Below are 24156 nucleotides of genomic sequence, written 5' to 3'. Positions count from 1 at the left end.
CCGGCCGGGACGGCAGAGTCCGTGGTCCTGGTCAGGATCGTGGACTGGACCATTTCCGATGTCAACGGATGACTGGATTTCTGTCTTGACGGGCATTCCTGTCAGACGATCGGTGCGGTCGCGCTCCCGGCGCCCTGGGCCAACTGACCCACACCCCCGATCTGCCGATCGCTGCTGCCGCCGTGCTGACCGAGTGGGCCGTCAGCGGCACCAACAGTTGAAGCATGTCGGGCGTGGTGGTCACCACGACCCGTGTCACCACTTGCGACGTGATGGCGATCAGGCACGTACATCGGGCTGTAGCAGGTACGAAGGTGCAAACTCTTGCCCGGCAGGCGAATACGGGGCGTTGAGCGTGGTTGGATCAATCATGGTTGCACTTCGCCCCCTCGGCTCCTCCGACCTCGCCGTGTCCCCGTTGTGCTTGGGCGGGAACGTGTTCGGCTGGACTGCCGACGAAGCACAATCGTTCGCGGTGCTCGACGCCTACTCCGATGCTGGCGGCAACTTCGTGGACACCGCCGACGCGTACATGTACCACTTCCCCGGCAACGAGGCGGGTCAGTCCGAGACCATCATCGGCAAGTGGCTTGCCGCCCGCGGTAACCGTGACGACATGGTCGTTGCGACCAAGGTCGGCGACCACCCCCGGTACAAGGGCCTCGCACCCGCGAACGTCAAGGCCGCCGCCGAGGAATCCCTGCGGCGGCTGGGTACCGACCGCATCGACCTCTACTACACCCACTTCGACGACGAGTCCGTCCCGGTCGAGGACATCATCACCGCGCTCGACAGCCTCGTGCGGTCCGGCAAGGTCCGCGCCATCGCGGCCTCCAACATCAGCCCCGAGCGGCTCTCCGCCTCGCTGGCCTTCTCCGACCGCGAGGGCCTGGCCCGCTACGTCGCGCTCCAGCCGCACTACAACCTCGTCTCGCGCGGCACCTACGAGGGTGAACGGCAGGAGATCGTGCAGCGCGAAGGGCTGGCCTGCGTCCCCTACTTCGCGCTGGCTTCCGGCTTCCTGACCGGCAAGTACCGCCCTGGCAAAACCGTCGAGAGCGTGCGTGACCTGCCCGGTCTGGCCGGCGGCTACGCCGACACCGAGCGCGGCGCGAAGGCGCTGGCCGCCCTGGGGGAAGTCGCCACGGCCCGCGGCGTGGAGATGGCGACCGTCGCGCTGGCCTGGCTTGCGCAGCAGCCGACGGTAGCCGCGCCGATCGCCTCCGCACGCACAGTCGAGCAGTTGTCGGCACTGGTCGCCCTGCACGACCTGCGCCTGTCCGAGGCCGAACTCCAGACCCTGACGGCCGCCTCGTCCTGACCTGGGGTCGTCAGACGGCTCTGGGTGTGCCAAGAACACTCGGCACACCCAGAGCTTCAGTCCACAACTTGGACCGCTTTGAGGGCCTCGTCGGTCAAGTCGCCACGAGGGCCGACGGCGTTGGCCACGCCCAGGCAGGTGTCATTGCGGAAGATGCCCATTTCGTAGTGCACGGAATCCGCGTCGGCCGTGCGGACAGCAAGCCCGATCTCGTAGTCGCCCGGGTAGGTCACCTCGCCGAGATAGTGGATCTCGTACGACTGCGGGGGCAGGTCCGGCACCGGGCCCGCACCACCCGTTCCGATCGAATGCAGTGTGAACGCGGCAACGGCCTCGTCATACCAAGTGGCCAATGCGACGAAATTTACGTGCTGATTGGAATCGACATCGCCGATCCGGGAGCGCAGCGGAGCCCAGTACGAGTAATGATCGCGCTGCAAGCGCTGTGGGCCGGGGCGGGCCGCCGACGGTCCTGTGTCCGGTAGCTGGAGTTCGGTCAGATCCGCGATCAGCTCCTCGGGAAGCTGAAGCGGCCCCGAGCTGTTGGCCAGCACGACAGTGGCGCCTCCACTGCCCACCTGCTCCTCGCCAGCCACGATCACTTGTTCGAAGGTGAACGACGAGCGTCCGACACGGCGGATACCAGTGTGTACCTGAACGCGGGCCCCGGTAAACCCAGCCTTAACGTGTCGACTGACATGTTGGCCAACAAGCAGAATAGTGTATGGACCGAACCCGCCCGTGGTCATGAGACGCTCAAAGCGGGGTAGCCGCAACCGGATCCGGGCATCCTCAAGCCACCGGGCCATACCGATCGTGCTTGCCGAGCCGTCTCGGCCGAGGTCGGCCTGCCGTACACGGAGGTCGATCTGGGTGGGAAAACCGTGATCGTTCGAGCTCATTCTGCTGACCTCAGGATAAAATCTGGCCGGACGCCGGCCTGGACGTCGGGCACCGCGCAGAGCATAGGCACTTCGGTCGCCGCCGATCCGGGCTTGGCGGTAATGGTCGCGATTATGGTCAGTGCCACCTCCAGTCACTTTCCGGAACGATACGGAGTGCCGATGGCAGCGCCGCGAGAAGCGCCTCGGCCCGCGCGACGATAGCCGGCGCGGCTGAGTCGTCGGTGTGGATGTAGAGGCGTCCCTCGCGGATCGCGTCGAGAACCATGTTCCCGACCGTGTCGATGGACGTGCCGTGGTTGGTCAGGTCCGCCTGGAAACGCTCGAGGGCGCCAGCCATCCTCTCCGAGTGTGCCGGGGCGTGTTCCGGCCGCAACCGTTGGGTGTTGTTGACGAGGTCGGTGGCGACAGGGCCGGGGCACAGCAGGCTGACGCCGATGCCGTGCTGGGCAAGCTTGGCATGCAGCGACTCGGTCAGACCAACGATGGCGTACTTCGACGCGTGGTACAGGAAACCGGCATCGAACATCGCCAGCCCGGCCACGGACGCGGTGTTCACGATGTAGTGGTCGCCACCGTTGCTGATCATGCGTGGGACGAACGTCTGGATGCCGTTGTAGACACCGTTGACGTTGATGTCCATGACCCAGTCCCAGAGGGCGTAGTCCATTGTCGCTGGCGAGACGTTGTCGAACACGCCGGCGTTGTTGACAAGCAGTGAGACCACGCCGAGGTCGGATTCGACTTGGTCCGCGACCCGGGCGTACGCCTCGCGATCGCGGACGTCGAGTACGTAGGTCTCGGTCGTGGTCAGGGGCGAAAGTTCGGCTCTGGCCTGCGCAAGGGCACCTTCGTCGATGTCGACGAGCGCCAGTTTCGCTCCAGCCCGCGCGCAGGCTCGTGCGATGCCGAGCCCGATGCCACGAGCTCCGCCGGTGATGAAGGCGATCCTGCCTGTGAAGGAGTTCAACTGTTCGCGCCTCCTGGTGCCTGCGCACCTGTGGTGTGAGGGTGCTCAGCCCCTGGAGAGGTCACCGATCATGGGACATCCTTTCGATGGCCGCGTCTCGCATCGCGCTGCGCCGAACCTTGCCGTTGTCATCGCGCAGCGGCTTGTCGATGAACTCCACCGAGCGTGGCACCTTGTAACGCACGAGGCGCTCGTCGAGGTGCGCGAGCAGGTCATCACCGGTCAGTCCGGGCTTGCCCTGCACCAGCGCGTGAACCCGCTGGCCGAGGTCTTCATCGGGAAGCCCGACGACAACGCTTGACAGGACCAGTGGGTGGGCGTCGATCGCGGCTTCCACCTCGGCGGGGTAGATGTTCGCTCCGCCAGCGACGATCAGATCCGTGCGACGGTCGCTGATATAGAGGTAGCCGTCGGCGTCAACCCAGCCAAGGTCACCGAGTGACTCCCAGCCGTCCCGTTCCTTGGCTTCCGCGCCGATGTAGCGGTAGGTGGCGGGAGTGCCGGACGGTCGGCGCAGGTAGATCTCGCCGATCTCACCGGTTGGTGCGCGGTTCCCGTCCGCGTCGAACACCGCCATCTCCCCGAGCGCCGGCTTGCCGACCGAGCCCCGATGTTCAAGCCACTCCGGACCGGTGATGATCGTGGCGGCCTGCGACTCCGTCCCGCTGTACATCTCGAAGATCTTGTCGGCGCCGAGCAGGTTGATCCAGGCCTCCTTGAGCCACGGCGGGCAAGGTGAGGCCGTGTGCCACAGCACGCGCAGCGAGGACACGTCATATGTATGAGGGCTCTCCTCGATGAGCCGCAGCATCCGCAGCATCATCGTGGGCACGAGCTGTACCCAGCCGACCCGGTGCTCGGCGATCGCCTCGAGAGCGCGCTTGGCGTCGAACCTGGGCAGAACCACGAGGTGCTGACCCAACAGCAGCCCGGTGAGCGAGACCGTGAGCGGGGCATTGTGGTAGAGCGGGCCAGCGACCAGTTGGCTGTCGTCCGGCCGCATCCGGGCCACGGCGCCGGCCAGCTCCGGCGCCCCCTCGGCCGCGGCACCGGCCACGATCAGTTTCGGTCGCCCGGTACTGCCACCGGAGGTCGGAGCCTTCCACGCCGGCGATACGACCTCCGGCAGCGGCCCGTCGTCCAAGGCCGGGTCGGGCTGGAAACCCACGGCGATGCACGTCCGGTCGGGGTGATCGATCGGGTCGGCGCCGACGACGAGTGCGGAGTTGGCGAGGTCGACGATCGCCTGTCGCTCGGTGGCCGGAAGCCAAGGGGAGACCGGCTGGGGCACCACGCCGAGTTTCCAGCAAGCGAGGACAGTGACATAGAAGTCGATCGAGTTCGGCAGGCCGATGGTGACGAAGTCACCGTAGCCAACCCCGAGGTTGCCGAACGCCCGCGCGAGCCGGTTCGACCGGGCCTCGAGCTCACCCCGCGTGATCATCTCGCCATCGCAGCTGATGGCGGGCTGCCGTGGAGCTTTGGCTGCCAGCCGACCCAAGATCCGCACGTAGGGTTCGGAGGCGGCGGAGAAAATCGCGGCGGCGAGATCCGGCCTAACGTCATCAGTCACAGCACATCAGCCCTTCCGGCAGCTTGGCTCCCCAAGTCGCTCGGATATGTCCATTGGCGCTCGATGGCCGAGTCGCACCGGAATCAACGAGAAGGTGGCAGGGGTAGCGTTGTTTCAGGGAAATTTCGTCACCGTGATCAGTCCGCGCGGGGATCACCCAGGTGATCGGGCCCGACCCGGCGATGCTGGCGTGGCACACGAGCGGGAAGGGAGTGCGCGGATACTCGGTATCGAGCCGCGCAGGTCGATCGCGCCGATGACGACCGCCGCAGTGGTCTCGGCCGATCTGGTGGTGAACGAAGCACGATGGCAGTCTGCCGATCCGTGCCACGGGTCGCCAACGCAGAATGCGGGTGCATACTATGCGCATGCCGCATAGTGACCTCGGGCTGCTGCACGAACTGCGTGCCCTCTCCATCCTGCTCGAGGAGCGAAACGTGACCCGAGCAGCCGTGCGGTTTCACCTGAGCCAGTCGTCGATGAGCCGGACGTTGCAGCGGCTGCGCGCGCTGTTCGCTGACGAGCTCCTGGTGCGATCCGGCGGGGACTACGAGTTGACCCCTCGTGCGCGGGAGATGCAGCGCGAGCTCGCCCAGCTCCTGCCGCGGCTGGAGAGTCTCGTGGCCGGCCGGGGCTTCGATCCCTCCACGGCGACCGGGATCGTGCGAATCGTCGGCACCGACTACACCACCTCGACACTGGGACCGCACCTGCTGCCCCGGCTGCTCCTGGCCGCACCCGAGCTGGAAGTCCACATCGAACCGCGGGACCAGGACTCGTACGCGGACCTCGAACGAGGCCGGGCCGACATCGCTCTGTCCGTGCTCCGCCCAGCCGCCCCGCTGCGGTGGGAGCGATTGTTCACCGACGACGTGGTCTGCGTGGTGGACCGCGATCACCCTGTGCGGGACCGCTTCGCACTGGCCGACTACGTCGCGGCCCGCCACGTGGTTGTCACCCTGATACAACGCGAGCAACCAATGATCGAACGGTGGTTGCAGACACTCGGCCACAGCAGGACGGCCGCGGTGCGGGTGGCGCACTTCAGCTCGGCGTTCACCGCCCTGCCCGGTACGGCTCTCGTGGCGACGATTCCGCGGCGGCTCGCGGAGTTGCGGGCGGCCACTGATCCGCGGGTGCGGTTGGTCGAGGCTCCGGAAGGGTTCGACGCGTTTCCGTACGGGATGGTCTGGCACACACGTCTGGAATCCGATCCGATGCACTCCTGGCTGCGCGACATGATCCGCGCGGCGGCAGCGGACCTGACCTCTTGTCGACCGGAGAGCTGACAGCCGCGCGCACCTGCCTCACAGCAACTTGTCGATCGTGATGGGCAGGTCGTGGACGCGGATCCCGGTCGCGTTGAACACGGCGTTGCCGATCGCCGCGGCGGACGAGACCAGGCCGATCTCGCCCAACCCCCGGGCGCCGAACTCGCTGATGTGCGGGTCCGGGCGGTCCAGCCAGTGCACGTCGATCTCCGGCGTGTCGGCGTGGACCGGGACGAGGTAGTCCGCCATGCTCGCCGCGGCGAACCTGCCATCCGGCTCGATCGGGTCGGCCTCCAGCAGGGCGTGCCCGATGCCCCAGATGATCGCGCCCGTGAGCTGGCCGCGGGCCGCCTTGGCGTTGACGACTCGCCCCACGTCGAACACCGAGGTGAACCGGTTGACCCGCGGCTCACCGGTCAGCCGGTGGACCCGCACCTCGCAGAAGTGGGCACCGAAGCAGTGGAACTTGTACTGGGATGCGCTCTTGTCCGGTGCCGAGGTGCTGACCGCCTCGACGTGCGGCACGCCCATGGTGCGAAGCAGGGTGCGGAAATCGACCGATCTGCCGTTTGCCTCGATCCGGCCCTGTCGATAGCGCACGGTCGCGGGGGCGAGGCCGGCGAATGGGGAGCGCGGGTTGTCCACGGCCGACTGGACGAGTGCCTTGACGGCTGCCCGGCACGCGGCCTGCACCGCCGGCACCGTGCTCGTCGTGACGCTGGACCCGTACGCTCCGACGCCGCCGGGCGGGAGGGCGGAGTCGCCGACCTCCGCCGCGATGGAGCTGACCGGCAGGCCCAACTCGTCCGCCCCGACCACCGCCAGCATGGTGAAGGCGCCGGTGCCGACGTCGGAGGTGGCCGAGGCGACGGCGACGCGACCGTCGTCACGGAACCGTGCCCGCGCCGAGGCGGGCTGGCGCCACGCCGGGTAGAGCGCGCTGGCCATGCCCATGCCGATCAGCCAGTCGCCGTCGGTCTGGGACCGGGGGAGCGCGGTGCGCCGACTCCAGCCGAACCGCTCGGCTCCGACCCGGTAGCACTCGTCGAGGTACTTGCTGGAGAAGGGGTGGCCTTCGACCGGGTCCTCCGTCGCGTAGTTGCGCAGTCGCAGTTCCACCGGATCGACTCCGGTGCGCACGGCGAGCTCGTCCATCGCGGTCTCGAGCGCGAACATGCCGGGCGCCTCGGCGGGTGCCCGCATCGACCAGGTCGGCGGGGTGTCCAATGTGACCAGTCGCTGGTCGATCCGGATGTTCGGCGTGCGGTAGGCCACCGCCGAGGTGTCGCGGCCGGGCATCATCTGCCAGCCTCCGGCCGCCGGCAGCTCCCCGTCGCTGTCGTGGCTGAGCGCGCGGAGCCTGCCGTCGGCCTCGGCGCCGAGCCGGATCGTCTGCCGGACGGCTGCTCGGTGGCCGATGGCGGTGAACACCTGTTCACGGCTCAGCACCAGTTTCACCGGACGCCTGAGCGCGCGGGCGGCGGCGGCACAGAGCAATGCCTCGTTCCACACCGGTGACCGCTGGCCGAAACCGCCACCGGTGTAGCGGCAGATCAGCCGGACCTTGGCCGGCTCGACACCGAGGCGAGCGGCGATCGTCGCGGCGGCCCGCTGCGGCGACTGCGCCCCGCAGTAGACGGTGAGCTGGTCGTCCACCCACACCGCGGTCGTGGCGTGCGGCTCCATCGCGATGTGGTGGTGGGCGTGCTGGCTGACCGAGGTGGTGATGGTGACCGGGCTCGACGCCAGTGCGGCGTCGATGGAGGACACACCCGGGGCGAGCTTCTGCACGAGGCCCTGCGGCACGCCTGGGCCCGCGTCGGCCAGTGAGGTCCGTGACGGCGTGACCGTGTAGTCGGCGGAGACCAGCGCGGCCGCATCCCGGGCTCGTTCGAAGGTGTCGGCCACGACCAGGCCGATGATCTGACCGCGGAACCGCACAGCGGTGTCCTGCAACGCGCTGTAGTTCTCACCGCTCTCACCGCTCGGGGATTTGAGCGGGAGCGGGTGGAACGGCGTGAAGACGGCGATGACCCCTGGTGCGGCTTCGGCGCGGGACACATCCATGCCGCGAACCGTTCCCCGGCCGACGGTTGCCTGGACGAGATAGGCGTAGACCAGGCCTTCGGGGCGGTAGTCGGCGGCGTACGGTGCGCTGCCGGTGACCTTCAGCGGTCCGTCGACGCGATCGATCTCGCGTCCGATGGGGGAGACGGTCATCGGGTCTGCTCCAGTTCCAGCAGAGCGCGGATCAGGGTTCGCTGCATCAGCTCGGGCTTGAAGGCGTTGTGCCGCAACGGACGAGTTCCGTCGACGGCGGCGGTGGCCGCTGCCGCGTAGGTGTTGCTTGTCGCCGGGCGCCCGGCCAGGGCCCGCTCGACCGCCGGTAGCCGCCACGGCCGGGTACCCATGCCGCCGACCGCCACGCGCGCCTCGACGATGGTGTCACCTTCGCGTCGGATCGCCACCGCCGCCGACGAGAGCGCGAACTCGTACGACTGCCGGTCGCGAATCTTCAGGTAGATCGAGCGCTGGGCCCAGTCCAGACGCGGAACCATGACGCCGGTGACCAGTTCGCCGGGTCGCAGGTCGTGCTCGAGGTGGGGGGTGTCGGCGGGCAGCAGGTAGAAGTCGCACAGATTGACAGTGCGTACGCCGTCCCGGCCCTGCAGTTGCACCCGTGCGTCGAGCGCGGCCAGTGCCACGGCGAGGTCGCTGGGATGGGTGGCCACGCACGAGTCGCTGGTGCCCAGCACGGCGTGCATCCGGTTCTCGCCCCTGATCGCCGGGCATCCGCTGCCCGGCTGCCGCTTGTTGCAGGGCATGCTCACGTCGCGGAAGTAGCCGCATCGCGTGCGTTGCAACAGGTTCCCGCCGATGCTGGCCATGTTGCGGAGCTGGCCGGAGGCGCTCAGTTCGAGAGCCTGGCTCAGCATCGGGTAGCCGAGACGGACGCGGGGATCCGCCGCCACGTCAGTCATCCGTTCCAGCGCCCCGATCCGCAGACCGCCGCCCGTCGCGTCGAGCCCGCGCAGCGGTAGGCGATTGATGTCCAGGACGCGGCCGGGGGTCATGACCTCGAGCTTCATCAGATCCACGAGCGTGGTCCCGCCCGCGAGGTAGGCGGTGTCAGAGCCCGAGCGCCGTACGGCCTCGGTGACGGTACCGGGGCGCTCGAACCGGTACTCACGCATCAGCGCATCTCCGTCCGTGCCTGGCGGATCGCGGCCAGGATGCCCGGGTACGCGCTGCACCGGCAGATGTTGCCGGACATCTGCTCGCGGATCTCCGCGTCGGTGCGGGCACCCCCCTCGGCGATGACCGCGGCGGCGGACATGATCTGCCCAGGGGTGCAGAACCCGCACTGGAAGCCGTCGTGTTCGATGAACGCCTGCTGGAGCGGATGCAGGCGATCGCCGTCGGCCAGTCCTTCGATCGTGGTCACGGACGCACCGTCCAGCGTGGCCAGCAGGGTCAGGCAGGAGACGACCCGCCGCCCGTCGACGTGCACGGTGCACGCGCCGCACTGACCGCGGTCGCAGCCCTTCTTGGTACCGGTCAACTGCAGCCGCTCCCGCAACGCGTCCAGCAGCGTCACGCGCGGGTCCACGGTCAGCGACGTGGCCGACCCGTTGACGGTCATGCGCACGGTGACCTCCCCGGACGCGGCCTGCGCCCCAGCAGCTCCGCTGTCCAGCTGGACGGTGGCGGCCGCGGCACCGACCAGACCGAGCATTCCACGTCTGGTGATGCCCTCATACTGCGTCATGAATTCAGCATCCACGGCGGATCAAGTCCTCACCAACGCAAGTTGCGGATCACCCGTATGCGCCCGGCGCATGACGCACGTGCCGCCTTCAACTTTTCGAGCCCCACAGGTCGGTACACCCTGAACAACGGAAATGCCGTCTGTGCTGGAAAATCCGGCACAGACGGCATTCTTCGCCTCGGACTCAGTGCCTGGTGCAGCTGTAGCTCGACGCCTGCGCCGGGTCACCGTGCCCGGTGTAGCGCGAGACCTGCGGCAGTGGGCAGAGATCCCGCGTCGCCGAACCGTCCGGAGTGGCCGCCGTCAGGGTGGCCGGGGCCTTGCCATGCTCGACCCAGTCCACCAGCGCACCGAGCGGGTTGACCGGCTGCGGACCCACGCCGCCACCACAGTGCTCCACACCCGGGGCGAGGAACAGGCGGTAGAAGTCGTTCACCCGCTCCGCGCCGCCCATCCGCCGCTCGACCTGGTCGCGGTAGGCGAGCGTGCCGCCCGGCGGGATCAGCTGGTCGGACGTGCCCACGAAGGTGATCAGCTTGCCGCCGGCGCGGCGGAAGGCCGACAGGTCCGGGTCGGAGGTGCCGATGACCCGGTCGAACTCCCGCACCGACTGGCGGAACAAGTCGGTGTACTCGGCGTAGGTGATCTTCGAGGTGTCGAAGCCGGGCTGCTTCTTCAGGAAGCTCTGCACCCAGCCCACGGCCACCGGGAAACCGGGCGCCGTCAGCTCGCCGTCCGGGCCGGGCTGCGTGCCCGCCAGCCAGATGAAGTCGGCGCCCTTGGGCAGCCCGGCCCACAACTGGTGCCCGCGCTCGTCGGTCGGGCCGTTCCAGATCTTGCGCACGACGTCCGCGTCCGCGGCGGTCACGGTGACCTCTTTGCCTTCGCAGACCACCTTGGTGCCCACGAGCGAGCGCGGGTCGTAGCGGCACGTGTCCGGTCGGTCGATGATGCCGTTGGTGACACCGTCGAGCGGGTCGCAGGCCTGGATCGCGGCCTGCCGGAACGCGCCGAGCACGCAGTTGCTGAGGAAGTGGTGGTCGTTGTTCATCACGACCTGCGGCCACAGGGTCGCGACCGCGAACTGAGTCCAGTTCACCGCGGGAGCGTTGGCCAGGATGCCGTCGAAGTCGTTCGCGTAGTCCTGGGCTTCCGAGTAGCCCTGTCGGCCACCCGTCGAGCAGCCGTTCCAGTACGAGTACGACACCGCGCGGTGGTAGTGCCTCTGGACGAGGTCCTTGCCGATCACGGCCGACTCGTGCACCGAACGGGTCGCGAAGTCGGTCAGCAGCGGCCGGTTGATCTTCCCGTCCGCGGTCAGCGCCCAGCTGGTGTCGAGTCCGGTCAGGACACCGGCGTCGGTCGTCACGCCCGTGTAGCCGTCCTTCACGGCCCGCACCAGCGGCGCGCCGAAGTCACCGGCGGCGTAGGCGCTCCCGCCGACACCCTGTAGCCGGCCGGTCCAGCCGGTCTCCGGCAGCGCGACCGCGACCTTGACGTGGTCGTTCGCGCCCACGTGCGTGAGGGTCACGGTGACCGCGCAGTACGCCGGCACACCGGTGATCTCGGTCGCCGGGGACTGCGGCGTGGCGGGGAACGAGACCGTCCCGCCCGCGTGGCGTTCCGCCCGCACCGATTCGATCTTCGCGCCCTGCGGGGCGGTGACCGGAACCGTCGCGCACGCCGGTTGGGCGGACGGCGCGGCGGCGAGCTGGGGCGACGCGCTCGCGACGGAGGGGATCAGCGCGGCGAGTGGAACGGCCACCGCCAGTATTTTCGTCAGGCGTCTCACGGGTCTACCTTTTTGTTTTTCCGGCATTCCTGGCACCTTCGTCGTTGGTCGTCCGTAACCCGTCAGGCTGGTCGAGGCCGGTGTCGCGGACCGCGCCCCGGGCGGCGATCGGCGTGCTCAACCGGATGGCAGCGCGGCAATCCTCCGTTGGGTCCGTCACGTGTGGGAGGGACCGTAAACGCCGGAAATTGACGATCGGTGGATGTTTCGCAGATGTCCGGTCGGTGCCGTTACTCGAAGGAGCAGCCGGGATTGGGCCTGTCCACGGCGAGTGGCTGCCCCACCGGGCTCTGGTAGAGCACGACGAGCACGACCGGTGTCGTGCCGAGGTTGCGTCCAATGTGGACGTAACCGGGGCCGCTCTCCTCGGAGATGACCTGGCCGGCGTGGTAGACCCCGTCGCTGTCGCAGCTCGCGTCGTTGTGGCTGAGCACGCCCTGCTTGACGTAGCCGGTGACCTGTCCGGGGTGGTAGTGCCAGCCGGTGCTGCCGCCCGGTGCGAGCGTGATCTCCTTCAGCACGTAGTCGGTGCCGCCGATGGCGTGGTCGGAGATGGTGACCGCCGAGATGCCCCGGCCGGGCGTCGCGTTCGCCGTGCCGGGCAGGACGGTGAGGGACAGGCCGGCGGCGGCGATCAGCACGACTGCTGGTTTCCTGTGCATGCGGCGAAATTTATGGTGTCACAGTGGACAGTCGCTGTACGTGGAATCGACGCCGTCGATCGCCCGTACACATCGCGGCGGCACCATGGATCTCATGTCGGACAACACTTCCGGGGACACCCGGGCACTCGCGCTGCCGAACCTGATGCAGGGCGCGATCGAGGCCGCGCGCGAGGAAGCAGACAGACTCGGCCGCCTGCCGGACCATCTCGTCGAGGAACTACGAGACGCGGGCGCCTTCAGCCTGTTCACTCCCGCCGAGTACGGCGGGCTGGAGGTCTCGCTCACCACCGCGCTGACCGTCTACGAGCAGCTCGGCCGGATCGACACCTCGGCCGCCTGGGTCGTGTGGAACGCGAACTTCGGCTTCACCGCGGCGATGCTCGGCGAGCAGGGGGCCGCGAGGATCTGGCCCGGCGGCCCGGAACCGGTGCTGGCGAACGCGGGCCAGCCGGGCAGCGCCGTCGCGGTGACGGGCGGGTACCGGCTGTCCGGCCAGTGGCGCATCGTCAGCGGGATCGAGGCGGCCGAGTGGTTCGTCCCGCTCGGCGTTGTGATGGACGGCGAGCGGCCCACGATGACCGAGGCGGGCAAACCGGACGTGCGCCTGTTCCACGTCCCCCAGGACCAGCTCAGGATCGAGCGCACCTGGAACGTCACCGGCATGCGCGCGACCGGCAGCCACGGCGTCGTGGTGCAGGACGTGTTCGTCCCCGCCGAGCTGACCGCGAACATCGACACGCCGCTGCGCCTGGACCGGCCCACCTACCGCCTCAACCCCATCCTGCTGGTCTTCGCCGGCTGCACCGCCGTCGCACTGGGCACGGTCGAGCAGGCGATCGACGAACTGGTCGCGCTCGCCCCCGGCAAGACCACCCCGTTCGGCGGTCCGCTCGCCGCGCAGCCCCGCGTCCAGGAGTTGCTGGCCCGCCACGAGACCGCGGTGCGGGCGGCCCGCCTGTTCCTGTTCGACGTGGCGCAGCGGATCGACGCAGCGGCCCGGCGCGGCGGGCCGACCACGCTCGACATCCACGCCGACCTGCACTCGGCCATGGCCCACGCGGCCGCAGTCGGCCGGGACGCCCTGGTCGCGATGTACCAGCTGGGCAGCTCCACTTCGCTCTATCTCGGCAACGCGCTCGAGCGGCTCTACCGCGACGGGATGGTGGCACTCCAGCACGTCAACCAGGCACCGGAGTTCTTCGGCGGCTCGGGACGCGTGCGGCTGGGCCTGGAACCCGGTCTGCCGTTGTTCTGATGACCCGGTCACACCTGCCTGAACTGGTGAAACTCCGCACCGGATACTTTCGGTATCGTCGCCTTCGGGAGACCGAGGGTAGGGGTGCCGCACAATGCCGCTGTTCGGACGGGAAACCGAACTCAAGAGCCTGACCGAACTCGTGGACGGACCAGAGGAGTGCGGCGGGATCCTCCTGACCGGGGAGCCCGGCATCGGGAAGTCCGCGCTCGTCGCCGAAGCCGTGTCCGCGGCGTCGGTCGCCGGCCTGCGCGTGCTGACGACCACCGGCGTCGAGGCCGAGCAGAACCTCGCCTATGCCGGGTTGCACCAGCTGCTCTACCCCGTCCGGGCCGGTGTGGACGCGCTGCCGGCACCGCAGAAGGCCGCCCTGCGGACCGCGCTCGGCCTCGCCGACGGTGCCGAGCCCAGCGCCTACCTGGTCGGCCTGGCGGCGCTGACCCTGCTGGCCGAACAGGCCGTGGACCGGCCGCTGCTGCTCGTCGCCGAGGACGTGCACTGGCTCGACCGGGCGAGTGTGGACGTGCTGGCCTTCGTGGCCCGCCGGATCGAGTCCGAGCCCGTCGCCCTGCTCGCGACCCTGCGCGAGGGCGAACGCTCCCCGTTGCAGGACGCCGGACTGTCCCCGATGCCCGTGGCACGGCTGTCCACAGAGGACGCCGCCGGTTTCCTGGACTCCGTCGCCCCCGGGCTCGCCGCGCCGGTCCGGCAGCAGGTGCTGACCGAGGCCGCGGGCAACCCCCTGGCGCTGGCCGAACTGCCGGCCGCCCTGTCCGGTCCGGCCCAGCTCGACCGGGCCCAGCTCGACCCGGTGCTTCCGCTGAGCGACCGGCTCGAACGCGCCTTCACCGCCCGGGTCGTCGGCCTGCCGGCGCCGACGAGGACCGCGTTGCTGGTCGCGGCGCTCAGCCAGACCGGCTCGGTCGCCGAAACGCTGGCGGCCACGGGCCCGCTCCTGGGCGGCACGGTCGAGGTGGAGGTCCTGGCCCCCGCCGTCGAGGCCGGCCTGGTCGAGGTGGCCACGGGATCGGTGACGTTCCGGCACCCGCTGACGCGGTCGGCCATTCCCGCGGCCGCGACCCTCGCCGAGCGCAGGCAGGCCCACCTGGCACTGGCCGAGACGCTGGCCGGGCAACCGGACCGGCGGGCCTGGCACCAGGCCGCCGCGACCACCAGCGCAGACGAGGCGGTGGCCGGGGAACTGGAGCAGGCCGCCGAACGGGCCCGCCGCCGGGGCGGGACCACCGCCGCGATCGCCGCCCTCGAACAGGCCGCCCGCCTGTCCGAGCGGCAGGACCGGCGCGGGGATCGCCTGCTGCGGGCCGCGGAACTGGCGACCGAATGCGGCCGCCGCGACCTGACCGAACGCCTCGTGCGCGAAGCCCAGGCACTGGACCTCACGCCGCGCCAGCGCGCCGCCGCGGCCTGGTTGCTCAGCGGTTTCGAGGACGGCGTGCGCGAGGACATCGCCCGCGTCGCGGAGCTGGGCGAGCTGGCCGCGTCGGTCGCCGGCGACGGGCACACCGAGGTGGCGGCACGGATCCTGTGGAGCACCGCGATGCGCTGCTTCTGGTCCGAACCCGGCGCGCGGACCCGCCGCGCGCTGCTCGCCGTGTCGGACCGCCTGCCGCTGCCGGACGAGGACCCGCGCAAGGTCGCGATCGCCGCGTACGTCGCGCCGTTCGAGCGTGGCGAGACCGTCCTGGCCGGACTGCGCACCCTGGCCCGGTCCGCGGGTGAGAACCCGGAGGTCGACCGCTACCTCGGCAGCGCGGCGTTGCAGGTCGGCGCGTTCGACCTGGCCGCGCGGTTCGCCGCGGCCGCCGTGCCTGGGCTGCGTGCCCAGGGCCTGCTCGGGGTGCTGCCCCGCGCGCTGGCCGTACAGGCGTGGAGCCGGACCCGGCTCGGCGACCTGGCCACCGCGGTGCCGATCGCCGCCGAGGCCGCCAGACTCGCCAAGGAGACACACCAGCCGTTCATGTTCGGGCTGGCCAAAGCCGTCCAGGCCGAGATCGCCGCGCTCCGTGGTGACCACAAGCAGGCCACGGCGCTGGCCGACGAGGCCGAACGCGCCGGGCTCGCGGCGGGCGCGCGGCCCGTCCTGGCCACCGTCCAGCTCACCCGCGGGCTCACGGCCCTGAGCGAAGGCCGCTACGAGGACGCGTTCGCCGACCTGCGCCGCATGCTCGACCCGGCCGACCCCGCCTACCAACTGGCGCTGCGCGCTTACTGCCTCGCGGAGCTGACCGAGGCCGCGGTGCGGTCCGGGCAGACCGAGACGATGCGGGAGATCCTGGCCGAGATGGAACCGCTCGGGACCACCACCTCGTCCCCGGCGCTCCACATAGGACTGCGCTACGCCCGCGCCGTGCTCGCGTCCACTGGGGACGCCGAAGAGCTGTTCCTGGCAGCGCTGCGGGCGGATCTGACCGGGTGGCCCGCCGAACGCGGCCGCGTGCACCTGGCGTTCGGCGAATGGCTGCGGCGGCAGCGGCGGGTCGTGGAGTCGCGCACGCACCTGCGCACCGCCCGGGAGACGTTCGACGCGCTCGGCATGACGGCGTGGGGCGAGCGGGCGCGGCGTGAGCTGCGCGGCGCGGGGGAGTCGAGCCCGAACCGTGGCCCGGACGCGCGGGAGAAGCTGACCCCGCACGAGCTGAGCGTCGCCCAGTTGGCGGCGGAGGGGCTGACGAACCGGGAGATCGGGCAGCGGTTGTACCTGTCGCACCGGACGGTCGGCACGCACCTGCACCGGATCTTCCCCAAACTGGGGATCAGCTCCCGCGCCGACCTGGCCGGAGTCCTCAGCAAGCTCGAGTGACGTACACCGGCAGCGTCAGCCTGGCCACCAGGACCGCCACCTCGTCATAGCGGCTCCGAGGTCGGGTGGACCGCATCCGTCCACTATGGACAAACGGCTCGAGTCCGCCACCGGGCTCGAGCCGTCACGACGGATGTCAGGCGACGGTCGCGTCCAGGGTGACCTCGATGTTGCCGCGCGTGGCCTTCGAGTACGGGCACAGCTGGTGCGCGCCCTGGACCAGCTCGTCGGCGGTGGCCTGGTCGATGCCGGAGGCCTCGAGGTGCAGGGCCGCGCTGAGCCTGAAGTCGTTGGCCTCGGTGTCGTGGTGGAGGGTGATCTCCGCGACGACGGCGAGGTCGTTCGGCTTGACATTCTTCGCCGCAGCGACCCGGCGTACCGCGCCGACAAAGCAGGACGCCCAGCCCGCGGCGAACAGCTGCTCGGGGTTGGTGCCGTTGCCCGCGCCGCCAAACGCCTTCGGCACGGCGAGGGTGACGTCGAGCGCACCGTCGTCGGAGACCGCGTGACCCCCGTTGCGGCCCTCCGCGGTGGAGGAGGCGACCGCGGTGTACGTGACTTCAGACATCGGCTTTCCCTTTGCGTTCCGTGGTGTGTGCCGACCACGGTAGGAACGCCGGGTGTGCCGCGGCGACCGTCGGGCGACGTCACCGGTGTACGTCACCGCGCTGGATCAGACCAGGGAGGCGTCCGCCGCGCTGATCCGCGCGTGCATCCGCCGTAGGCCGGGGCCGGGCTCCAGCCCCAGATCCTCGTCCAGCAACCGGGCGATCCGCTGGTAGGTGGACAACGCGTCGCCCCGGCGGCCTTCGCTGTCCAGCGCCCACATCAGCAGCTCCCACAACCGCTCGCGGTAGGGCTCGGCGGCCGTCGCCAGGGTCAGCTCGCCGATCGCCCCGGCGCAGTTGCCCTGGCCGATGTCCAGGGCCCAGCGCTGCTCCATCGCCGACGCCCGCAGCTGCTCCAGCCAGGTGCGGCGGCCTTCGAAGAACGGGCCGCCCAGCCCGTCGAGCGCGGGCCCACGCCACAGCGCGAGCGCTCCACGCAGCAGCCGCGCCGCCTCGGCGTCCTCGCCGCGGTTACGGGCATCGCGCGCGGCGGCCGTGGTCTGGCGGAACACCGTCACGTCGACCGCGGCGGGGTCGACGAGCAGCTGGTAACCGCGGCCCGCCGACCGGATCTCCGCCTCCGTGACCCGCCCCGCGGCGCCGACCTCGATCAGCAGCCGGCGCAGCCGCGAGATGTAGGTGCGGGTGGTGACGACCGCGCTGCGTGGCGCTTCGGTGCCCCACAACGCACCCACGATCTCCTCGAGCGTGACCTGGCGCCCCTCGCCGAGCAGGAGCAGGGCGAGTACCCCGCGCTGCTGCGGGGATCCCACGTCCAGTTGCTGCCCGCCACTCCACACCCTGATCGGGCCCAGCAACCCGAAACTCATCCCGGCCATTGAGGGTTCCCCGCCCTTTCGCGACGCGCGAGATCGTGAATGTGAGCCTGGGCGATTCCGACCGGCCCCTGTCACCACTGTGTCAGAAGCGCTGGGACAGCGTCGAAGGAATCCGCCGCACCGCGATTCGTAGACCGGACGTCTACGCGTTGTCTACACCGCTGCCCTAGGAATGGTGCGCTGACAGCGAAGTGCGATGTTGGTCGTACTGACCAGGGGTGACGTACGAGCACAGCGTCACGTGACGCTCGCGAGGGCCGTCCCGGCAGATCTACTTTCCGGGAATGCACCGCCGGGCAGCCGTGATTGGACAGCAGAACGTGGTCTCGACCCAGTGCCGGTTCACCATCCTCGGACCGCCCGGACTCAGTTGCGGTGACGCGGAGCTGGATCTGGGCGCGCCGCAACAACAGGCGGTACTGATGCTGCTGCTGTCCCGCAGTGGCAGTTTCGTCCGGAGCGGCGAGCTGCTTGACGGCCTGTGGGGCGATCGTGCCCCGGCCACCGGCGAAGCCGTCATCCGCACCTACATCTCGCGCATCCGGCGCCTGCTCTCCGAGCACGGCCTTGGCTGGGCGATCCGCTCGCAGTCCGGGGGCTACATGCTCGACCCGTCGTTGTTCGAACTCGACGCCACCGAGTTCACGCGGCTGGTCGAGACCGCCCGGCAGGAGCGCGCTGGCGGCGAGGTGCCGGCCGCGGCCAGGTGCCTGCGGGAGGCTCTCGACCTGTGGACGGGCACCGCGCTGGCCGGTGTGCCGGGCGAGGCCGCCGAGCGGGAACGCTCCCGCCTGGAGCGGCTGAAGCTGATCGCCACCCAGGAGTTGCTGCAACTGCGCCTGGAGTTGGGGGAGCACGCCGAGGTGGTGGCCGAGGTGCCCTTGCTCCTCCAGCTGAACCGGCTGGAGGAGCCGTTGTACGAGATCTACCTGCTCGCCCTCTACCGCAGCGGCAGGCGCGCCGAGGCGCTTCAGGTCTACCGGATGGTCTACGACCTACTGGGCAAGGAGTTGGGCGTCAGCCCGGGACCGCGCCTGCGGGCGATCCACGAGAAGATCCTGCGGGCCGAGGCCGACACCGAGGACGAGTTCGTGCCCGCCCCCCGCCCACGGGTTCCGGCACCGGTGGCCAAGGAACCACCGGGTGAGCCGGCCGGCGCGGCACTGGACCGCAACCTCGGTCGGCGGTTCGTCGGGCGGGACGCCGAGCGCGCGGCCTTCGGGGCCATGCTCGAGCGCGGCCACGACGAAGGGCTCGAGGTGCTTTTTGTCCGCGGTCACGCCGGGATCGGCAAGTCGACCCTACTGCGCCGGTTCGCCGAGGACGCTGAGGCTGCGGGGCGCACGGTGTGGCACCTGCACGACCTCACGACCGCGCAACTGCGAGAACGTCTCGACCAGCTCGCCGGCGGGCTCGCGGGGACGTCCGCGGGCCCGGTCGTGCTCCTCGACTCCTGCGAGCGGCACCGCGAACTCGAGCCGTGGCTGCGCGAGGTCTACCTCCGCACGTTGCCGGCGGACGCGATCGTCGTCCTGGCTGGCCGGAGCGGCCCGAGCGTCGCCTGGATCACCGACCCGGCGTGGTCTGGCATGATCGTGACCCGGCAACTGGACGCCCTCAGCCCCGCGGAGTCGGCGGCGCTGGTCCAGGCGCGGGGCGTGGACCCCGGGTTCGTCACGTCCATTGTGGACTTCGCGGCGGGCAACCCGCTCGCGCTGTCGCTGGCCGCCGAGGTCGGCCGGAGCATGTCGCACACCGGGCAGCCCTCGCGGCGCGAGGCCGTGCGGTACGTGGTCGACACGGTGCTGGACCTCCTGGTCGGCGAGGTCCCGACGCCGCGGCACCGGTGGGCGCTGCACGTCTGCGCGCACGCCCGCTACACCACCGAGGACCTTCTCCGCGTCGCGGTACCGGACGGGGATCCCGCGGAACTGTTCGACTGGCTGCGTGCCCAACCGTACGTCGAGACGCCAGGGCACGGCCTGGACATCAACGGGGTGCTGCGGGAGGCGCTGGAGGTCCACCTGCGGTGGCGGGATCCGGTCGGCTACGAGCGGATGCACCGGCGGATCCGGCACTACGTGATGAACACGCTGCTGCGCGACGCAACCGAACCGCGGGCGAGCGTGGCGGTCACGCGGACCATCAGCCACCTGCGGCGCCGGGGCGGGGTGGTGTGCCGCTACGTGTCGGCGACCGGGGACCCGGACGTGCGCGTCACTCGGTGCACCCCGGCCGACCACGATGAGCTCGTCGCCCTGGCGCGCGAGGCCTATGGCGAGTTCACCGCGTCCTCGGTCCGGTTCTGGCTGAACCGCCAGCCGGAGGCGTTCTCCGTGCTGCGGTGCGCCAGGAGCAACCGGTTGCGCGCCTTCATGAGCTGGCTGACCCTCCGCGCGCCGGAGCGGGCGGAACTGGCTGCCGACCCCGTCATCGCGGACGTGTGGAACGAGGTCGGCAGGCGGGGGGACCTGCCGTCCGGCGCGCACCTGGCCGTCGCCCGGCACCTGATCTGCCCCGCCTTCGAGGCCAAGCCGAACCCCATCACCGACCTGTTCCTGGCCCGGATGATGCGGGGCTGGGTCCACGAGTCAGGCCTGGCGGCCTCCTACCTGGTCATCGCGAACCGGCAGCTGTGGTCGCCGCTGATGGACTACCTGGGCCACTACGAACTGGGTCGCTCCCGGTCGGACTACCCGGACGCCGTCTTCGGGCACGACTGGCTCGCCGATCCCCCGTCGCGCTGGCAGGACCACCACCTGGAAGACGAGCTGTGGGCGCCGCGGGGGCCGGACCTGTTCCTCCACGAGGGGCTCGGCGGGCGCTGAGCCGGGTCACAGCGGGTCGTCCCGGCACAGCTCCTCGCGGACCCGGTCGCCGAACGCGGCCGCGACGTGCTGGGCGCCGTAGGAGATCGCGAGGACCCACGCGCTGGACGGGCCGGTGCGGGCGATCTCCGCCGTCACGTCGAGCACCCGAGCCGGAACCCTCCCGCGTCCCGGAGCGCTGTCACGGCCCGGCCGCTGTCGACGCGAAGCTCGGCGCCCCGCCATCTCGCGCGCAGCCGTCGATCGTGGCCGGCAAGCACGATCGCGCCCGGACCCGGGCCCAGCGCGTCCTCCAGTTCGTCGCACAGCGCGGGGGACAGGTGGTTCGTCGGTTCGTCGAGCAACAGCAGTTGCGGTGGATCCGCGACGAGGATCGCGAGGGCCAGCCGCCGTCGCTGGCCCACCGACAGTTCACCGACGGGCTTGTCCGCGTCCCGGTTTCCCAGCAGCCCCAACGATTCCAGCGGCACGGCCGCCGCGCGCGCCGCGCCGAGTGCGGCCGAGTACGTTTCGCGTGCGGTGCGCCCGGGCTCGTCGAGCTCGGTGTCCTGGCTCAGCAGAGCCACGCGCAGTCCCGGATGCCGCCGCACCCCGGCCACGTCGAGCCGTCCCGCCAGGACGTGCAGCAGTGTGGACTTGCCAGCCCCGTTGGGCCCCGTGACCAGAAGTCGTGCGGTGGCGCGGATGTCGAGGCGATCGACGGTGAGCCGCCCGGGAACGTGCACGTCCCGCAGCGACACCAGGATCTCGTCCGGTGCCTGCCCGGCGAGCGCGTCCGGGCGGAACCGCAGCGGTGGCGGGGGAGCGGGCACCTGGCGGCGTTCCAGCTCCTCCAGCCTGCGCGCGGTGTTGCGGACCCGGCGCGAAATCGAGTTCTGCACCCGCCCGGCCCGGTGCCCGTAGCCCATCTTCTCGGTGTCGCGCGGAGCCCGGTTCGGCGCGACCCGGTGCGTCGTCACGCCGAGCGCCTCCCGCAGAACCGCGATTTCCTCCTGTTCCTCGGCGTAACGACGTTTCCAGCGTTCCCGGTCCGCGCGTTTGCGCGCCAGGTAACCGCTGTAGTCGCCGCCGAACCGGACCGGCCCGTCCACCGCGGGATCGAGATCGAGGATGTCCGTGCACACCGCGTCCAGGAAGGCGCGGTCGTGACTGGCCAGCACGACGGTGCCAGGCAGACCGCGCAACTGCTCCTCGAGGAACGCCGCGGCGCTGTCGTCGAGGTGGTTGGTCGGCTCGTCCAGCAGGACCGCGGCGGGCCGGCGGACCAGCAACGCGGCCAGCGCGAGCCGCCCGCGCTGGCCGCCGGACAGTTCGCGCAACGCACGCTCGGGTCCGAGGCCGCCGAGCCCCAGTCCGTCGAGGACGATCTTCGCCCGCCGGTCGGCGTCCCAGGCGTCGTGGAGCTGGGCCTGTTCCAGCCGCTCGGCGTACTCCGCCAGCAGATTCTCGTCGTTGGCGAGCAGGGCACCGAGGCGGTCCAGTTCGGCGAGATCCGCGCGCGCATCGGCCAGGGCCTCGTCGACCACGTCGGCCACTGTCGCCGCAGGGTCGAACGGCATCTCCTGGTGCAGGTAGCCGAGGTCGGCCGGGCGCTCGACGCTGCCGCGGTCCGGCCGGTCCACCCCGGCCAGCACTCGCAGCAGCGTCGACTTCCCGGCGCCGTTCTCGCCGATCAACCCGATCCGGTGCCCCGGCGCCGCGGTCAGCGACACCCCGTCCAGCACGCGCCGGTCACCGAGCACGCGCACGAGGTCGTGCGCGATCAGAGCCGCTTCCATGTCAGCGGCTCACGGGCGCGGCGGTCTCCAGCAGCCTGCCCGCGTCGAGCCGGAGCCAGCGGTCGATCCGGATCTCGCCGAGGAAGCGTTCGTCGTGGCTGACCACGACGAACGCGCCCTGGTAGGCGTTGAGCGCGCTCTCCAGCTGCCCGGCACTGACCAGGTCGAGGTTGTTCGTCGGTTCGTCCAGCAACAGCAGTTGCGGTGCGGGCTCGGCGAACAGGATGCAGGCCAGCGTGGCGCGCAGCCGTTCCCCACCGGACAGGACCGCGACGGGCAGGTGCGCGCGGTCGCCTCGGAACAGGAAGCGGGCCAGCAGGTTCATCCGCTGTGCCGGGGGCATCGCGGGCGCGAACGCCGCCAGGTTCTCCGCGACGGTGCGGTCGTTCTCGAGCAGGTCCAGGCGCTGGGACAGGTAGGCGATCCGGCCGTCGGCGCGCTTGACCTCGCCGCCGTCGGGCTCCAGGTCACCGGTGATCATCCGCAGCAGGGTGGACTTGCCGGAGCCGTTGGCGCCGCTGAGCGCGATGCGTTCCGGTCCGCGGATGGCCAGGTCGACGCCCCCGCCGAACAGGTCCCGCTTGCGCAGGCCTTCGCCGAGGAACAGGGTCCGCCCGGCGGGCACCGCGGTCTGGGGGAGTTCCAGGGTGATCTTCTGGTCCTCGCGCAGCGACCGCTCGGCCTCGTCGAGCTTGGCCTTGGCCGCGCTGACCCGGGCCGCGTGCGTGCCGTCGGCCTTGCCCGCGGACTCCTGGGCGTTGCGCTTGCGGGCGCCGGAGAGGATCTTGGGCAGTCCCGCGTTCGCGAGGTTGCGCTGCGCGTTGCTCGCCCGCTTGGCGGCCCGCTCCCTGGCCTGCTGCATCTCGCGCTTCTCGCGCTTGACCTCCTGCTCGGCGTTGCGGATGTGCTTCTCGGCCACCTCGCGCTCGGCCTGGACGGCCTCCTCGTACTCGGTGAAGTTGCCGCCGTAGTAGTGGACCTCACCGGCGTCGAGCTCGGCGATGCGGTCCATCCGGTCCAGCAGGGCGCGGTCGTGGCTGACCACCAGGAGGCAGCCGGACCAGTCCTCGAGTACGGCGTAGAGCTTGCGGCGGGCCTCGAGGTCGAGGTTGTTGGTGGGTTCGTCGAGCAGCAGCACATCGGGCCGCTTGAGCAGCTGGGCGGCGAGCCCGAGCGAGACGATCTGCCCGCCGGACAGGGTGCTCAGCCTCCGGTCCAGCGTGACCTCGCCCAGGCCGAGCCGGTCCAGCTGGGCGCGGGTGCGCTCCTCGATGTCCCAGTCGGTGCCGATCGTGGTGAAGTGCTCCTCGGCCACGTCACCGGACTCGACGGCTTCGAGCGCGCGCAGGACCGGCTCGATGCCGAGGACCTCGGCCACGGACGGTTCGCCGGTCAGCGGCAGGTCCTGGGGTAGGTAGCCGAGCAGGCCGTCGACGGACACGGTGCCCGCGGTCGGCCGCAGCTCGCCCGCGATGAGCTTGAGCAGGGTCGTCTTGCCTGCGCCGTTCGGGGCGACCAGGCCGGTGCGGCCGTCCGGGACGGTGAGGGACAGCTGGTCGAAGACCGGGGTGTCGTCGGGCCAGGAGAAGGACAGACCGGACACGACGATGCGGGAATCTGGCATGAAAGAGAGACCTCGGAAGATGTGGGGCGCGCCAGTGAGCGGCGCGTGGCTATGGGTGCGACGACATGGCCACCGCGGCGGTACGTGCCGGGGGCCTGCTGACTCCGGGCTCACCCGGAGATGTCGTCTTCACCTGCCAC

The 24156-nt window shown here is 70.5% G+C and carries 18 protein-coding genes; 5 read left to right on the top strand and 13 right to left on the bottom strand.

Annotated elements, in window-relative coordinates:
• Positions 1–370 precede the first annotated feature (370 nt).
• A complete protein-coding gene (locus tag KALB_RS27655) occupies positions 371–1321 on the top strand; it encodes an aldo/keto reductase (RefSeq protein ID WP_025358931.1) in 951 nt (316 codons plus the stop codon).
• A 56-nt stretch (positions 1322–1377) separates the two neighbouring features.
• On the opposite strand, the gene KALB_RS27650 is transcribed toward KALB_RS27655, so the two are convergent.
• From KALB_RS27650 to KALB_RS27640, 3 genes are all read right to left on the bottom strand, one after another.
• A complete protein-coding gene (locus KALB_RS27650; RefSeq protein WP_025358930.1) occupies positions 1378–2223 on the bottom strand; it encodes a thioesterase family protein in 846 nt (281 codons plus the stop codon).
• Between the two features lie 118 nt (positions 2224–2341).
• Positions 2342–3193, bottom strand: coding sequence for an SDR family oxidoreductase (locus tag KALB_RS27645; protein ID WP_025358929.1), 852 nt, complete (start codon positions 3191–3193; stop codon positions 2342–2344).
• 61 nt (positions 3194–3254) lie between these two features.
• The gene (locus KALB_RS27640) at positions 3255–4766 is read right to left on the bottom strand and encodes an AMP-binding protein (RefSeq protein ID WP_236650041.1); all 1512 of its coding nucleotides are present in this window, start codon (positions 4764–4766) and stop codon (positions 3255–3257) included.
• A 368-nt stretch (positions 4767–5134) separates the two neighbouring features.
• Here KALB_RS27640 and KALB_RS27635 point away from each other — a divergent pair, with 368 nt between their 5' ends.
• Positions 5135–6055: a LysR family transcriptional regulator gene (locus tag KALB_RS27635; protein ID WP_030107796.1), complete on the top strand. Its 921-nt coding sequence runs from the start codon at positions 5135–5137 to the stop codon at positions 6053–6055.
• 18 nt (positions 6056–6073) lie between these two features.
• Here KALB_RS27635 and KALB_RS27630 read toward each other — a convergent pair whose 3' ends face one another.
• From KALB_RS27630 to KALB_RS27610, 5 genes are all read right to left on the bottom strand, one after another.
• Positions 6074–8257 carry a xanthine dehydrogenase family protein molybdopterin-binding subunit gene (locus KALB_RS27630; RefSeq protein ID WP_030107797.1) on the bottom strand — a complete coding sequence of 728 codons (2184 nt, stop codon included), beginning with the start codon at positions 8255–8257 and terminating at the stop codon, positions 6074–6076.
• Positions 8254–9231, bottom strand: coding sequence for an FAD binding domain-containing protein (locus tag KALB_RS27625; protein ID WP_025358925.1), 978 nt, complete (start codon positions 9229–9231; stop codon positions 8254–8256). The genes KALB_RS27630 and KALB_RS27625 overlap by 4 nt, the downstream gene beginning before the upstream one ends.
• Complete coding sequence (locus KALB_RS27620; protein ID WP_035966819.1) at positions 9231–9680, bottom strand: (2Fe-2S)-binding protein; 450 nt, start codon at positions 9678–9680, stop codon at positions 9231–9233. Before KALB_RS27620 ends, KALB_RS27625 begins: the two co-directional genes overlap by 1 nt.
• Positions 9681–9990: 310 nt before the next feature.
• Entirely contained in the window at positions 9991–11625 is a 1635-nt protein-coding gene (locus tag KALB_RS27615; protein WP_201771827.1) for a tannase/feruloyl esterase family alpha/beta hydrolase, read from the bottom strand.
• A 203-nt stretch (positions 11626–11828) separates the two neighbouring features.
• On the bottom strand, positions 11829–12260 hold the full coding sequence (locus KALB_RS27610; RefSeq protein ID WP_025358922.1) for a cupin domain-containing protein: 432 nt from the start codon (positions 12258–12260) through the stop codon (positions 11829–11831).
• Positions 12261–12354: 94 nt separating this feature from the next.
• Here KALB_RS27610 and KALB_RS27605 point away from each other — a divergent pair, with 94 nt between their 5' ends.
• Together KALB_RS27605 and KALB_RS27600 are read left to right on the top strand one after the other, a co-directional pair.
• Complete coding sequence (locus KALB_RS27605) at positions 12355–13518, top strand: acyl-CoA dehydrogenase family protein (RefSeq protein ID WP_025358921.1); 1164 nt, start codon at positions 12355–12357, stop codon at positions 13516–13518.
• A gap of 94 nt (positions 13519–13612) precedes the next feature.
• Positions 13613–16339: an ATP-binding protein gene (locus KALB_RS27600; protein ID WP_025358920.1), complete on the top strand. Its 2727-nt coding sequence runs from the start codon at positions 13613–13615 to the stop codon at positions 16337–16339.
• 136 nt (positions 16340–16475) lie between these two features.
• Here KALB_RS27600 and KALB_RS27595 read toward each other — a convergent pair whose 3' ends face one another.
• Entirely contained in the window at positions 16476–16907 is a 432-nt protein-coding gene (locus tag KALB_RS27595; RefSeq protein ID WP_025358919.1) for an organic hydroperoxide resistance protein, read from the bottom strand.
• A 105-nt stretch (positions 16908–17012) separates the two neighbouring features.
• Positions 17013–17786, bottom strand: coding sequence for an AfsR/SARP family transcriptional regulator (locus tag KALB_RS27590; RefSeq protein ID WP_025358918.1), 774 nt, complete (start codon positions 17784–17786; stop codon positions 17013–17015).
• Between the two features lie 284 nt (positions 17787–18070).
• On the opposite strand from KALB_RS27590, the gene KALB_RS49480 reads away from it, so the two are divergent.
• Positions 18071–20614 (top strand): AfsR/SARP family transcriptional regulator, encoded by a 2544-nt coding sequence (locus tag KALB_RS49480; RefSeq protein WP_025358917.1) that lies wholly within the window; start codon positions 18071–18073, stop codon positions 20612–20614.
• A 6-nt stretch (positions 20615–20620) separates the two neighbouring features.
• Here the strand turns inward: KALB_RS49480 and KALB_RS49960 are convergent, their stop codons facing one another.
• The 3 genes from KALB_RS49960 to abc-f are packed head-to-tail and all read right to left on the bottom strand — an operon-like array spanning position 20621 to position 24016.
• The gene (locus tag KALB_RS49960; protein WP_268872223.1) at positions 20621–20752 is read right to left on the bottom strand and encodes a hypothetical protein; all 132 of its coding nucleotides are present in this window, start codon (positions 20750–20752) and stop codon (positions 20621–20623) included.
• Positions 20749–22392: an ABC-F family ATP-binding cassette domain-containing protein gene (locus KALB_RS27580; protein WP_025358916.1), complete on the bottom strand. Its 1644-nt coding sequence runs from the start codon at positions 22390–22392 to the stop codon at positions 20749–20751. Before KALB_RS27580 ends, KALB_RS49960 begins: the two co-directional genes overlap by 4 nt.
• Before the next feature lies 1 nt (position 22393).
• Entirely contained in the window at positions 22394–24016 is a 1623-nt protein-coding gene (abc-f, locus tag KALB_RS27575) for a ribosomal protection-like ABC-F family protein (RefSeq protein WP_025358915.1), read from the bottom strand.
• Positions 24017–24156: the final 140 nt, after the last annotated feature.

Origin of the sequence: Kutzneria viridogrisea DSM 43870, from assembly GCF_000525635.1 — a bacterium.
GTDB classification, from domain to species: domain Bacteria; phylum Actinomycetota; class Actinomycetes; order Mycobacteriales; family Pseudonocardiaceae; genus Kutzneria; species Kutzneria viridogrisea.
This window is presented reverse-complemented; position numbering and strand designations above follow the sequence as displayed.

Coding starts and splice junctions, on each gene's coding strand:
- KALB_RS27655 (WP_025358931.1), top strand. CDS start 371: ATGGTTGCACTTCGCCCCCTCGGCTCCTCCGACCTCGCCGTGTCCCCG.
- KALB_RS27650 (WP_025358930.1), bottom strand. CDS start 2,223: ATGAGCTCGAACGATCACGGTTTTCCCACCCAGATCGACCTCCGTGTA.
- KALB_RS27635 (WP_030107796.1), top strand. CDS start 5,135: ATGCCGCATAGTGACCTCGGGCTGCTGCACGAACTGCGTGCCCTCTCC.
- KALB_RS27630 (WP_030107797.1), bottom strand. CDS start 8,257: ATGACCGTCTCCCCCATCGGACGCGAGATCGATCGCGTCGACGGACCG.
- KALB_RS27625 (WP_025358925.1), bottom strand. CDS start 9,231: ATGCGTGAGTACCGGTTCGAGCGCCCCGGTACCGTCACCGAGGCCGTA.
- KALB_RS27620 (WP_035966819.1), bottom strand. CDS start 9,680: ATGACCGTCAACGGGTCGGCCACGTCGCTGACCGTGGACCCGCGCGTG.
- KALB_RS27615 (WP_201771827.1), bottom strand. CDS start 11,625: ATGCCGGAAAAACAAAAAGGTAGACCCGTGAGACGCCTGACGAAAATA.
- KALB_RS27610 (WP_025358922.1), bottom strand. CDS start 12,260: ATGCACAGGAAACCAGCAGTCGTGCTGATCGCCGCCGCCGGCCTGTCC.
- KALB_RS27605 (WP_025358921.1), top strand. CDS start 12,355: ATGTCGGACAACACTTCCGGGGACACCCGGGCACTCGCGCTGCCGAAC.
- KALB_RS27600 (WP_025358920.1), top strand. CDS start 13,613: ATGCCGCTGTTCGGACGGGAAACCGAACTCAAGAGCCTGACCGAACTC.
- KALB_RS27595 (WP_025358919.1), bottom strand. CDS start 16,907: ATGTCTGAAGTCACGTACACCGCGGTCGCCTCCTCCACCGCGGAGGGC.
- KALB_RS27590 (WP_025358918.1), bottom strand. CDS start 17,786: ATGGCCGGGATGAGTTTCGGGTTGCTGGGCCCGATCAGGGTGTGGAGT.
- KALB_RS49480 (WP_025358917.1), top strand. CDS start 18,071: ATGCACCGCCGGGCAGCCGTGATTGGACAGCAGAACGTGGTCTCGACC.
- KALB_RS27580 (WP_025358916.1), bottom strand. CDS start 22,392: ATGGAAGCGGCTCTGATCGCGCACGACCTCGTGCGCGTGCTCGGTGAC.
- abc-f (WP_025358915.1), bottom strand. CDS start 24,016: ATGCCAGATTCCCGCATCGTCGTGTCCGGTCTGTCCTTCTCCTGGCCC.